Raw genomic sequence first — 11419 nt, forward strand, 5'->3', positions numbered from 1 at the left:
TCATACTCCCCAGATTACCAGCGCTTGTCAATCGGCATGTCCAGCAACGGTTTCAATTTCTCCGCAATCACTTCGCGCGCGCGAAAAATCCGGCTGCGCACGGTGCCGATGGGGCACGCCATGATTTCCGATATCTCTTCATAGCTCAGGCCCTCGATCTCGCGCAGCACGATGGCCGTGCGCAACTCGATGGGCAGCACATCCATGGCCGCATTGACGGTGGCCGCGATCTGTTTGCTGGCCAGCACCGATTCGGGTGTATTGTTGTCGCGCAATTTATTGCCATCGTCGAAGGATTCCGCCTGCTCGGCGTCGGCATCGCTGGACGTGGCGGCGCGCCGCCCTTGCGTGACGAGATAATTCTTGGCCGTATTGACGCCGATGCGATACAACCAGGTATAAAAGGCGGCATCGCCGCGAAAATGTCGCAGCGCCCGGTAAGCCTTGATAAAGGTTTCCTGCACCACGTCCTCGGCCTCCGCCTGGTCATGCACAAGACGCGACACGAGACGCATCAAGCGGCGCTGATATTTCGATACCAGCACATCAAATGCCCGTTTGTCGCCAGCCTGCACCCGCTCGACCAGTAACTGATCATACTCGCGCTCTGTGCTCACGCCCAATGTCCCTGTAGTCATGCAGCGTGGGCGCCTGTATGGATATAGAGTTAGCCCGCTGCAAGAAGTTCAGTGTTCGTCCCACTTTTATTCTCCCCCGCTCCGCGCCGCGATAGCCCGGCAAGCCACGGCCAGCGGGCGGAACGCGGAGCAGCAGTTGCCGCGCTGCACCAGCACATCCGTGCGCCGTCCGGCGGCATCCGCCAGGCACAGCACCAGCAGCGACGGCCACAAGGTCGAGCCAGGCAACAGGCGCAAGCCCGACGGCGCCACAGGGACCGGCCCGGCCGACTCCACCACCACGTCAGCAGCAATCTCCGGCGCCGCGCCATGCTCTAGATATACCGCCAGCCGCAACTGCCCAACCGGCGAAATATCAAGCGCCTGCGGCTTTCTGCGCCAGAGCAGCAAAACCAGCACAAACACGCCGCCAGCCGCACTCAGCAGTGCACCGCTCCAGCCCAGCGCATAGCCGCCCACCAGTTGGCCAGGACCAGGTACGGCCGCAGCGCGCCACATGCCGCTCAAGGGCCAGGCGGCCAACACCGCACACAGCCCCAGCAGCACTTGCAACAGGCGCAAACAGACAGGCGTGCGAATGACAGCCGCTACCGCGATTGACATAGTGCAAACTCAATGGGAAAAACATCAGGCGCGCCGGCACCATGCCGGGCAAATTCAGGCGCCAACGAACGTTGGCGCCGAATCAGCGCTCACTACGGTTTGACCGTAGCGAGCGCTTGAAAGTTCTTGCTTATTTCGCTTTACCGAAAATCAGCGTGCCATTCGTTCCGCCGAAGCCGAACGAATTCTTCACTGCATAATCGATCTTCATATCACGCGCCGTGTTGGCACAGAAATCAAGGTCGCACGCCGGATCCTGGTTGAAGATGTTGATGGTCGGTGGCGACACCTGATGGTGCAATGCCAAGACCGTAAACACCGCTTCCAGACCGCCCGCGCCGCCCAGCAAATGGCCCGTCATCGACTTGGTCGAGTTGACGACCAGATTCTTGGCGTGCTCGCCGAAGGTGCGCTTGATGCCCATCACTTCCGCCACGTCGCCTTGCGGGGTCGACGTGCCGTGCGCGTTCAGGTACTGAATCTGATCCGCGTTCAAGCCAGCGTTGTTGAGGGCCGCGATCACCGATTTGCTGCCGCCGCTACCATCTTCCAGCGGCGAGGTCATGTGATAAGCATCTGCGCTCATCCCGAAACCATGCACTTCGGCATAGATCTTGGCACCACGGGCCACCGCGTGCTCGTACTCTTCCAGCACCATGACGCCAGCGCCTTCGCCCAGCACGAAGCCGTCGCGGTCGGTATCCCACGGACGCGATGCCGTTGCCGGATCGTCGTTGCGGGTCGACAAGGCACGCGCCGAAGCGAAACCGCCCAAGCCCAGTGGCGACACGGTCGATTCAGCACCGCCGGCAATCATGACGTCGGCATCGCCGTATTCGATCATGCGCGCTGCGGCACCGATGCTGTGCAAACCGGTGGTACACGCTGTAACGATCGCCAGGTTCGGGCCCTTCAGACCATATTTGATCGAAAGGTTGCCAGAGATCATGTTAATGATCGAGGCAGGCACGAAAAATGGCGAGATACGGCGCGGACCGCGCTTTTCGTACTCGGACTTGGTTTCTTCAATCAGCGGCAAGCCACCGATACCGGAACCGATGATCACGCCGATGCGCTCGGCGTTTTCTTCGGTCACTTCCAGGCCGGAGTCCTGCATCGCCTGGATGCCTGCAGCCATGCCGTAATGGATAAAGGTATCCATGTGGCGGGCTTCCTTACCGGAGATGTACTCTTCGATATTGAAACCTTTGACTTCACCAGCAAAATGCGTGGTGAATGGCAGTGCATCGAACTTGGTAATCGTGGCAATGCCGGATTTACCTTCAATGATTGCGCCCCACGCCTCGGCAATAGTATTGCCGACAGGTGAAACGCAGCCCAGGCCGGTGACAACAACACGACGGTTTTTAGAACGGCTCAAGCGATTCTCCTGAAGTCGGTCAGACAGGCTTAGGCCTTGACGTGTGCGGTGGCGTAGTCGATCGCCTGTTGCACGGTGGTGATTTTTTCAGCTTGTTCGTCAGGGATTTCCATTTCGAATTCGTCTTCCAGGGCCATGACCAGTTCCACGGTGTCCAGGGAATCGGCGCCGAGATCGTCGACGAAAGAGGATTCGATTTTGATGTCTGCTTCTGCAACGCCCAGTTGCTCAGCGACGATTTTCTTAACGCGTTGTTCGATATCCGACATGTTATGGCTCCAAAGTGTGTGTTACGGAAAGTGCGCGCATTTTATCAGGTTTGCGCGTCCGAATACTAATTTCGGTGTCTGCTGCTAATTCAACCGAAGCTGCTGCTAAAAGATGCGATTATAGACAAAAACGGCCGTTGAATCATGCCACAAACGCCCGCCCTGTCTAGCTTTCACATCAATTCATGTACATTCCGCCGTTCACGTGCAGGGTTGTGCCCGTGATATACGCCGCTTGCGGCGAGGCCAAAAAGGCCACCGCAGCTGCTACGTCTTCCGGTTTGCCCAGGCGGGACAGGGGAATTTGCGTCAACAGGGCCGCGTGCTGCTCTTCGCTCAGGGCCTTGGTCATGTCGGTATCGATGAAGCCCGGGGCGATGCAGTTCACGGTAATGTTGCGGCTGCCGATTTCGCGCGCCAGGGCGCGGCTCATGCCTTCCACGCCGGCCTTGGCCGCCGCGTAATTCATTTGCCCCGGATTACCCGACGAGGCCACCACCGACGTAATGTTAATGATACGCCCTGCCTTGGCTTTCATCATGCCGCGCAACACGGCGCGCGACAGGCGGCCGACGGCCGACAGGTTGGTGGAAATCACGCTATCCCACTCTTCATCCTTCATGCGCATGGCCAGCTGGTCTTGCGTGATGCCCGCATTGTTGACCAGGATCGACAGGCTGCCGTAGGTTTTCTGCACTTCCTCGACGACGGCCGCGCAGCGCGCCGCATCGGTCACGTTCAGGACCAGGCCCTTGCCCGCCACGCCTTCGGCGGCCAGGTAATCGGTGATGGCTTGCGCGCCGCTTTCCGATGTCGCGGTGCCGACCACGGTGGCACCCTGCTTGCCCAGTTCGGTGGCGATGGCGCGGCCGATGCCGCGCGAGGCGCCCGTGACCAGCACGACTTGATTTGCTAAATTCATGAGTATCCTTAAGAGCAACCGCGGCAAACAGCCTGCCGCGATCTGATGTTTATTTGAGCTGCGTCAAAATACGTTCGAGTGAAGCCTGGTCGACGATGGCGTCGCCCACCAGCACGGGATCGATGCGCTTGGCCAGACCCATCAGGACCTTGCCCGGACCGCATTCGATCACTTGCGTGATGCCGTCAAGCGCCACTTTCTGCATGGTTTCCACCCAGCGCACGGGGCTGGCCGCCTGACGCACGAGCGCATCCTTGATGCCGGCGACATCGTTGACGATGGCCACATCGACGTTGTTGATCAGCGCGATTTGCGGCGCCGAGAACGTCAAGCCGGCCATGTACTCGCGCAAACGGTCCGATGCCGGCTTCAGCAGCGACGAGTGGAATGGCGCGGAGACGGGCAGCTTCATGGCGCGCTTGGCGCCCTTGGCCTTGGCCAGTTCGCAGGCGCGCTCGACGGCCGCCGTATGGCCGGCGATGACCACTTGCGCAGGCGCATTGAAATTGACGGGCTCGACCACCAGGGCCGGATTTTCCGCCGCCGCTTCCGCACAAACAGCGCGTACGTCGTCGTCCGACAGGCCCAGCACGACGGCCATCGTACCCTGCCCGACGGGCACGGCTTCCTGCATGGCTTGCGCGCGGAAACGCACGAGCGGCACGGCGTCCTTGAACGAGATGACGCCGGCGGCAACCAGCGCCGAGTATTCACCGAGGCTGTGACCGGCCACGACCGTCGGCACGGGGCCGCCGGCCGCCAGCCAGGCGCGGTAGAAGGCTACGGCCGCCGTCAGCATCACGGGTTGCGTGTTGGTGGTCAGGTCCAGCTCTTCCTTCGGACCTTCGGCGATCAGCTTGCCCAGGTCGAATTGCAGGGCGTCCGACGCTTCGGCGACGGTCTGCGCAACCACGGGGTTGCCGGCGAAACCGTCGAGCATCGCAATCGCTTGCGAGCCTTGGCCTGGAAAAACAAATGCAAATTGTGTCATGTCGACTCCGTTTTTTTAATAGTGTTGCGGGATTACATGCGCGCCAGCACGGCGCCCCAGGTAAAGCCGCCGCCCACGCCTTCCATCATGACGTTGTCGCCCTTCTTGACGCGGCCATCGCGCACGGCGATGTCGAGCGCCAGCGGAATCGAGGCGGCCGAGGTGTTGCCATGCTGATCCACCGTGACGACCATCTTTTCCAGCGGCAAGCCAAGCTTCTTGGCCGTGCTGTTCATGATGCGGATGTTCGCCTGGTGCGGGATCAGCCAGTCGATCTGGTCCGAGGTCATATTGGCGTGCGCCAGGGCTTCGTGCGCAACCTTTTCCAGCACGGACACGGCCAGCTTGAACACGGCCGGGCCATCCATGTAGAGGAAGGCGCTGCCCTCCAGCGCGCCGCCAGCCAGGCTGCCCGGCACGCTGAGGATGTTCGAGTGGCGGCCGTCCGCATGCAGCTTGGTGGCCAGGATGCCCGGCTCGGTGGAGGCCGTCATGACGATGGCGCCGGCGCCGTCGCCGAACAGCACGCAAGTGCCGCGGTCGTCGAAATTGAGGATGCGCGAAAACACTTCGGCGCCGATCACCAGCACGTTTTTATGCATGCCCGACTGGATGAAGCTGTCAGCCGTGGCGACCGCATACACGAAGCCGCTGCAGACAGCTTGCACGTCGACGGCGGCGCAGTTATTCGTGATGCCCAGCTTGTTTTGCACGATGCAGGCGGTGCTGGGGAAGCTGCCGAAGAAATCGGGAGTCGAGCTGGCGACGATGATCAGGTCCAGATCGTTGCCGTTCAGGCCAGCCATTTCCAGGGCCTTCTTGGCCGCTTCCACGCCCAGGTCCGAGGAGTTTTGCGACGGCGCCGCGTAATGGCGCGCCGAAATGCCGCTGCGCGAGACTATCCATTCGTCCGAGGTCTCGATGCCCTTGGCGGCGAGCTGTTCGGTCAAATCCTGGTTGGTGACGCGCTTCTCCGGCAAGTAGCTGCCGGTACCGATAATTTTGCTGTAAGTTTTGCTAAAAACAGTCATGCAAATACCCGTCCACTAAATGGTAGAGCTTGTTGATGTAGGTTCGTCCGGTACTGGCGTGCGCGGCATCAGCTCGGCGATCAGGCTGGCCAAGTGTGCTTGCACGTCATTTTTTGCCGCATCAAAGGCGCGGCGCAAGGCCCATTCAAATGAATAGGCATCGGCGCTGCCGTGGCTCTTGAAGACGAGACCACGCAAGCCCAGCAGGCTGGCGCCGTTGTAACGCGATGGGTTCAAACGGTTGCCGATGGCTTTCAGGGCCCCGCGGGCGATCAGCGCGCCCAGCATGGTCAAGGGATTGCGCTTGAATTCGGAAGTGAGCACGTCTTTCATGAAGCGCGCCAGGCCTTCGATGGCTTTCAGGGTGACATTGCCGACAAAACCGTCGCAGACGACGATATCGGTCGTGCCCTTGAAAATATCATTGCCTTCCACGTTGCCGTAGAAGTTCAGCGCGCCACGCTCGTGGTCGGCCTGCAGCAGCTTTGAGGTGAGTTTCACCACTTCATTGCCCTTGATATCTTCCGTGCCCACGTTCAGCAAGCCGATCGTGGGGCGCTCGATGCCTTCCATGGCGGAAACAAGCACGGAACCCATGATGGCGAACTGGTGCAAGTGATGCGGTTCGCAATCGACGTTGGCGCCCAGGTCCAGCATGTAGGTGGGGCCATTCTTTTGATTCGGCAAGATGCTGCAGATGGCCGGGCGGTCGACGCCGGACATGGTTTTCAATACGTAGCGCGACACGGCCATCAGGGCTGCCGTATTACCGGCGGAAACGGAGGCTTGCGCCACGCCGCTCTTGACCTGTTCAATGGCCACGCGCATGGAGGAATCCTTCTTGCGGCGCAGGGCCACTTCCAGGGGATCGTCCATGGTAACTTGTTCGGAGGCATGCAATACCGACAGGCGCGGATGCGTGTCGGCTTTATGTTTTTTCAGTTCGGCACGGATCACGTCTTCCAATCCAACAAGGATCAGTTCGGCTTCAGGCTCATGTCTTACGAAGGAAATTGCTGCAGGGATAGTGACTGAGGGACCGTGATCTCCGCCCATGCAGTCGATAGAAATTTTGATTGTCATTTGTTTTGATTCAGTACCGCTGTGGGCTTGCGGCAAGATGTGAATCGGACTGGAGCATACCAAGGCGGCACATGCGACCACAGCTCTGGCAAGCTTGATTCAAAATGACGGGTGCGCAAGATGAATTGCAGCCGATAAAAAAGAAGAAGCGGCGCCACGCCGAATAACCACGCAACACCGCTTTCATCTTACCCAACAAAAACGTCGATTACTCGTCGTTTTTGGTCTTCAACACTTTACGGCCACGATAGAAGCCGTTAGGGCTGATATGGTGACGCATGTGTGTTTCGCCGGTAACTGGCTCGACGCTCAATTGCGGCGCGACCAGGAAGTCGTGCGAACGGTGCATGCCGCGCTTGGAAGGGGTTTTCTTGTTCTGTTGAACTGCCATGATGACTCCTAATACATAAGTTCTAAAATTTTAGCACAATCGATTGGCAAATACATGCTAATCGAGTATCCCAGCGGCAAAGACTACCCGAAAATAGCCCGGACCGACATCGTTTATTACACTACATTTCACTACACTTGCCATACTCGATTACTACACGCGTTTGACACGTTCTTTACAGGAAGCATAAAAAACCTACTGCGCTTCCCGCTATCGCCTCGGCGTTGCTCAGCGTACCTTCGTACGCTTGCGCTACTCAAGACGATATCGGGCCGCTCGCTACGGTTTTTTAAGGCTTCCTTTCTTACACTACTTATTCTGGCTTCAAGTCTTTCAGGGCCGCAAACGGCGACTTCTTTTCAGTCTTGAGAGCATCGAGTTGCGCCGTATCGGGGCAAACCTCGTGTTTGGGTACCTGCGGCAGTGCCAGCAAGGCTTCATCTTCGATCAGGGCCGCGGCATCCATGTTGCGGCTGCCGACGATCACGTCGATCGTTTCATCGTTGATGATTTCTTCGATCTCGTCCGCATGCTCGTCATCCTTGCCCAGCATCAGAGTGGTCGTCGAATCAATTGCGTAAGCATACGGAGTCAGGCAGCGCTGGCAAACCAGCTGAACGGTGCCGTTGACCGACAAGGTCAGTTGTGGGTAGCCCAGCTTGCTGGTGCCGCCGACGATCTTCCAGGCGATCTCGCCGGAACTATCTGCACAATCCTTGGTCAACCGGGTCATTTCAGCGACAGGAGTTACACCCTCGCGGCTCCCGCTGATACGACAAAAATCAAAGGCGTCGATCACAAAAGCATTCATTGGTAGAAAATTTCCCCGGAAAACCTGCGATAATAACAGGGTTTTTAGCACCGAGTCAAAGGCTAAGCATCTTTTTTGACGCACTGATTGGCATATTTATCAACACACCAACCACATCGCCATGCCGCCTGGAGCCTCATTGACAGGCCCCGCGCCCCGGAATTCCACTGGAATTCCCATGACGCACATACTTACACCGACTAGCGAGGCCATGCCGGCCCCCATCGATTACCGAATGATACCAACTTCCGCCCCATTGCGCTTGATTCTTGCATCGAGTTCGACCTACCGCAAGGAATTGCTGGAGCGCCTGCGCCTGCCTTTCGAGGTGGCCGTGCCCGATCTCGACGAAAGCCCCCTGCCAGATGAAAGCCCCAGCGCCACAGCCCTGCGCCTGGCGCAAGCGAAAGCGCAAGCCGTGCTCGACCGCTTCCCTGGCAGCCTCGTCATCGGCTCCGACCAGGTCGCCACCCTGGACGGCGCGCAGATCGGCAAGCCGGGCAACCATGCAAATGCCCTGCTGCAACTGCAAACCATGCGCGGGCGCCAGACCGTGTTTCATACGGCCCTGTGCCTGCTCGACGGGCGCCAGTCGCCCGCCGTGGCGCAAGTGGAAGATATCCAGACCCTCGTCACCGTGCGCAGCTTGCCCGATGCGGATCTGGACGCCTACCTGCGCATCGAGCAACCGTATGATTGCGCTGGCAGCGCCAAGAACGAGGGCCTGGGCATCGCCCTGCTTGAACGCATAGCCACCACCGACCCGACCGCCCTCACCGGCTTGCCGCTGATCGCCCTGACCGGCATGCTGCGCAAGGCGGGCGTGACGTTTTTTACCATTTAATTTATCCACAAGAAGAATATGACCGGCACCCTGTACCTGATTCCCAACCACCTCGGCCTGTCCGATGGCGCAAACGACCCGCTGGCCCACATCATCCCCGAGCAGGTGCGGCAAATCACCTCGCAACTCGATTATTTCGTCGCGGAAAACGCCAAGACGGCGCGCGCCTTCCTGAAATTGATCGGCAACCAGCATCCGCTGGCCAAGCCGCTGCAGGAAATCACGATTTCCGAACTCAACGTGAATACCCCGGCGCAAGCGCTGGCCGGCTTGCTGGCGCCCCTGCTGGCGGGCCGCGATGCGGGCCTCGTCTCGGAAGCGGGCGTGCCCGCCGTGGCCGATCCCGGCGCCGACCTGGTGCGCCTGGCGCATCAGCACGGCATCAAAGTGCGCCCGCTGGTGGGGCCCTCGTCGATCTTGCTTGCCGTGATGGCCAGCGGCTTGAACGGCCAAAGCTTCGCCTTCAACGGCTACCTGCCCACCGATGCCGCCCTGCGCGCCAAGCGCATCAAGGAACTGGAAGTGCGTTCGCGCAATGAAAAGCAGACCCAGCTGTTCATCGAAACGCCGTACCGCAACGCCGCCATGCTCGAAGCACTGGTGGCGCAATGCGCACCGTCGACCCTGATCTGCGTCGCCACCGACCTGAGCCTGGACACGGAAAGCGTGCAAACGTGGAATGGCGGACAATGGAAGAAACAATTGGCCGCCGGCAAGGCGCCTGACTTCCACAAGAAACCGACAGTGTTCTTGTTGTTGGGCCAGTAAACGACAAACGCCACGGACACATTAGCCGTGGCGTTTGCATTATCCCACTACGACAGTCACTACACGCGACGGGTACCGGTATTTTTCTGTCCGCCTTTGCCCGTCTCCAGCACGAACTTCGCGCCATCGTCGCGGCCCAGCACCTTGACCAGGTACGGCATGACTTCGCGCAACATCGGCTCCAGGGTGTACGGCGGGTTCAAAATGAACATGCCGCTGCTGTGCAAGCCAAAACCGTCCGGCGACGGGGTGTTGACCGTCAGGGTCACGTGCAGCCAGTCCGAGCTGGGCAGTTGCTTCAGCTTGTCGGCGAACTGGCGCGATTCCATGCGTTGCAGCACCGGGTACCAGACGGCATACATGCCGGACGGAAAGCGCACGAGGGCGTCGGCCAGGGTGTCCTTGACCTTGCGGTAATCCATCTTGTCTTCGTACGGCGGGTCGATCAGGACCAGCGCGCGGCGCGATGGCGGCGGCAGCAGGGCTTTCAGGCTCTGGAAGCCGTCGGCCTTGGTAATGAGCACGCGCTTGCCGCGCACGGTAGGACGCTCGCCCTGGGCCAGCGCATGCGCCTCGACCTTGCGGAAGTTGTCAGCCAGAATCTTTGCATCGGCAGGATGCAGCTCGAAAAGGCGCAGACGGTCTTGCTCGCGGCTGACCTTGTCGGCGCAGTACGGCGAACCCGGGTAGTAACGCATCTTGCCGCTCGGATTCATTTCCTTGATCAGCTTCATGTACTCGGCCAGCGAGGCCGGCAGGTCCGTGCGGTCCCACAGGGGCGCGATACCCGTTTCGTACTCGGCATTTTTCGAGGCATAACCACCGTCGAGCGCATACACGCCCGCGCCGGAGTGGGTATCGATATAACTATAGGCGGTATCTTTTTGATTCAGATATTGCAATAACTGAATCTGCACATAATGCTTCAACACATCGGCGTGATTACCCGCGTGAAAGGCGTGGCGGTAACTCAACATAAGCTGGCTAATTCCATAATAAAAATAAACAAAGGCGGGGCTGCGCTGACACCGGGCAGGGCATGAAAACAGACTGGAGGGGTCAGGCTGCAGGGCCAGGAAACAGCATGGACCAGCGTAATCAGCGCGCAATAAGCAGCATTATCCACCAGAAAGGTGCATTGCATCAAAAAACACGGATAAACAAGCCCATCCATTCTCGGGACTGTGGCGGCCGGGCGCGGTAGAATACGCGCATCGGGCGCCCCGCGCCCATCCGCCTACTAATATATACAGCCATGCACAGCCTGACCCTCACGACCGATAACCGCGCCGACGTTGCGGCAACCCTGGCCGGCCCGCGCTGGACGGTGGCTTGCCTGTGCGCGCTGTGGTGCGGCACTTGCGGCACTTACCGCGCCACGTTCGAGGAACTGGCCGCGCGCCACCCGGAAACGGTATTCGTCTGGATCGACATCGAAGACCAGGCCGACGTGGTGGGCGACCTCGACATCGACAACTTCCCCACCCTGCTGATCCAGCACGAGGACAACGTGGCATTCTTCGGCACCGTGCTGCCGGACGGCGGCCTGGCGCACCGCATGGTGCAGGCGCAGCAGGCTCTCAGCGGGGACGAACTGGCGGCGCTGGCCAGCAGCACGCAGGAACGGCGCGACTGGCAGCGCGACTGCAATCTGCGCACTCTGCTGGCATCCACCCTGGCCTGATCC

Annotated in this window: 14 protein-coding genes; 3 read left to right on the plus strand and 11 right to left on the minus strand. The window is 59.6% G+C overall.

Annotated elements, in window-relative coordinates; translation table 11 throughout:
* Positions 1-14: 14 nt before the first annotated feature.
* The 10 genes from rpoE to ACQ4WY_RS05265 all read right to left on the minus strand — a co-directional run bounded on the left by rpoE (position 15) and on the right by ACQ4WY_RS05265 (position 8120).
* Complete coding sequence (gene rpoE, locus ACQ4WY_RS05220) at positions 15-617, minus strand: RNA polymerase sigma factor RpoE (RefSeq protein WP_436503114.1); 603 nt, start codon at positions 615-617, stop codon at positions 15-17.
* A gap of 87 nt (positions 618-704) precedes the next feature.
* The gene (locus ACQ4WY_RS05225; RefSeq protein WP_436503115.1) at positions 705-1241 is read right to left on the minus strand and encodes a hypothetical protein; all 537 of its coding nucleotides are present in this window, start codon (positions 1239-1241) and stop codon (positions 705-707) included.
* A 130-nt stretch (positions 1242-1371) separates the two neighbouring features.
* Complete coding sequence (gene fabF / locus ACQ4WY_RS05230; protein ID WP_070280213.1) at positions 1372-2622, minus strand: beta-ketoacyl-ACP synthase II; 1251 nt, start codon at positions 2620-2622, stop codon at positions 1372-1374.
* Positions 2623-2651: 29 nt separating this feature from the next.
* On the minus strand, positions 2652-2891 hold the full coding sequence (gene acpP, locus ACQ4WY_RS05235) for an acyl carrier protein (protein ID WP_008449912.1): 240 nt from the start codon (positions 2889-2891) through the stop codon (positions 2652-2654).
* A gap of 178 nt (positions 2892-3069) precedes the next feature.
* Positions 3070-3813 carry a 3-oxoacyl-ACP reductase FabG gene (fabG, locus tag ACQ4WY_RS05240; protein ID WP_353660879.1) on the minus strand — a complete coding sequence of 248 codons (744 nt, stop codon included), beginning with the start codon at positions 3811-3813 and terminating at the stop codon, positions 3070-3072.
* Positions 3814-3862: 49 nt separating this feature from the next.
* Positions 3863-4804, minus strand: coding sequence for an ACP S-malonyltransferase (gene fabD / locus ACQ4WY_RS05245; RefSeq protein ID WP_436503116.1), 942 nt, complete (start codon positions 4802-4804; stop codon positions 3863-3865).
* Positions 4805-4836: 32 nt separating this feature from the next.
* Entirely contained in the window at positions 4837-5835 is a 999-nt protein-coding gene (locus ACQ4WY_RS05250; protein WP_353660877.1) for a beta-ketoacyl-ACP synthase III, read from the minus strand.
* Positions 5836-5850: 15 nt separating this feature from the next.
* Entirely contained in the window at positions 5851-6918 is a 1068-nt protein-coding gene (gene plsX, locus ACQ4WY_RS05255; RefSeq protein WP_353660876.1) for a phosphate acyltransferase PlsX, read from the minus strand.
* A 208-nt stretch (positions 6919-7126) separates the two neighbouring features.
* The gene (gene rpmF / locus ACQ4WY_RS05260) at positions 7127-7309 is read right to left on the minus strand and encodes a 50S ribosomal protein L32 (protein ID WP_034749653.1); all 183 of its coding nucleotides are present in this window, start codon (positions 7307-7309) and stop codon (positions 7127-7129) included.
* A 313-nt stretch (positions 7310-7622) separates the two neighbouring features.
* Positions 7623-8120: a YceD family protein gene (locus ACQ4WY_RS05265; protein WP_353660875.1), complete on the minus strand. Its 498-nt coding sequence runs from the start codon at positions 8118-8120 to the stop codon at positions 7623-7625.
* 235 nt (positions 8121-8355) lie between these two features.
* Here ACQ4WY_RS05265 and ACQ4WY_RS05270 point away from each other — a divergent pair, with 235 nt between their 5' ends.
* Positions 8356-8964, plus strand: a complete 609-nt coding sequence (locus ACQ4WY_RS05270; RefSeq protein WP_436504394.1) for a Maf-like protein — start codon at positions 8356-8358, stop codon at positions 8962-8964.
* An 18-nt stretch (positions 8965-8982) separates the two neighbouring features.
* The gene (locus ACQ4WY_RS05275; RefSeq protein ID WP_436503117.1) at positions 8983-9732 is read left to right on the plus strand and encodes an SAM-dependent methyltransferase; all 750 of its coding nucleotides are present in this window, start codon (positions 8983-8985) and stop codon (positions 9730-9732) included.
* Positions 9733-9791: 59 nt separating this feature from the next.
* Here ACQ4WY_RS05275 and ACQ4WY_RS05280 read toward each other — a convergent pair whose 3' ends face one another.
* Positions 9792-10709, minus strand: coding sequence for a 23S rRNA (adenine(2030)-N(6))-methyltransferase RlmJ (locus ACQ4WY_RS05280; protein WP_034749665.1), 918 nt, complete (start codon positions 10707-10709; stop codon positions 9792-9794).
* Between the two features lie 278 nt (positions 10710-10987).
* Between ACQ4WY_RS05280 and ACQ4WY_RS05285 the strand changes: the two genes are divergently transcribed.
* Positions 10988-11416, plus strand: a complete 429-nt coding sequence (locus ACQ4WY_RS05285) for a thioredoxin family protein (RefSeq protein WP_436503118.1) — start codon at positions 10988-10990, stop codon at positions 11414-11416.
* Positions 11417-11419: the final 3 nt, after the last annotated feature.

It is taken from the genome of Janthinobacterium salmonicoloratum, from assembly GCF_051380845.1.
In the GTDB taxonomy this organism is placed as follows: Bacteria; Pseudomonadota; Gammaproteobacteria; order Burkholderiales; family Burkholderiaceae_D; genus Janthinobacterium; species Janthinobacterium lividum_F.

What these genes read in the sequence shown, in the direction of transcription:
- ACQ4WY_RS05225 (WP_436503115.1), bottom strand. Translation starts at nt 1,241, where the DNA reads ATGTCAATCGCGGTAGCGGCTGTCATTCGCACGCCTGTCTGTTTGCGC.
- acpP (WP_008449912.1), bottom strand. Translation starts at nt 2,891, where the DNA reads ATGTCGGATATCGAACAACGCGTTAAGAAAATCGTCGCTGAGCAACTG.
- fabG (WP_353660879.1), bottom strand. Translation starts at nt 3,813, where the DNA reads ATGAATTTAGCAAATCAAGTCGTGCTGGTCACGGGCGCCTCGCGCGGC.
- fabD (WP_436503116.1), bottom strand. Translation starts at nt 4,804, where the DNA reads ATGACACAATTTGCATTTGTTTTTCCAGGCCAAGGCTCGCAAGCGATT.
- ACQ4WY_RS05250 (WP_353660877.1), bottom strand. Translation starts at nt 5,835, where the DNA reads ATGACTGTTTTTAGCAAAACTTACAGCAAAATTATCGGTACCGGCAGC.
- plsX (WP_353660876.1), bottom strand. Translation starts at nt 6,918, where the DNA reads ATGACAATCAAAATTTCTATCGACTGCATGGGCGGAGATCACGGTCCC.
- rpmF (WP_034749653.1), bottom strand. Translation starts at nt 7,309, where the DNA reads ATGGCAGTTCAACAGAACAAGAAAACCCCTTCCAAGCGCGGCATGCAC.
- ACQ4WY_RS05265 (WP_353660875.1), bottom strand. Translation starts at nt 8,120, where the DNA reads ATGAATGCTTTTGTGATCGACGCCTTTGATTTTTGTCGTATCAGCGGG.
- ACQ4WY_RS05270 (WP_436504394.1), top strand. Translation starts at nt 8,356, where the DNA reads ATGATACCAACTTCCGCCCCATTGCGCTTGATTCTTGCATCGAGTTCG.
- ACQ4WY_RS05275 (WP_436503117.1), top strand. Translation starts at nt 8,983, where the DNA reads ATGACCGGCACCCTGTACCTGATTCCCAACCACCTCGGCCTGTCCGAT.
- ACQ4WY_RS05280 (WP_034749665.1), bottom strand. Translation starts at nt 10,709, where the DNA reads ATGTTGAGTTACCGCCACGCCTTTCACGCGGGTAATCACGCCGATGTG.
- ACQ4WY_RS05285 (WP_436503118.1), top strand. Translation starts at nt 10,988, where the DNA reads ATGCACAGCCTGACCCTCACGACCGATAACCGCGCCGACGTTGCGGCA.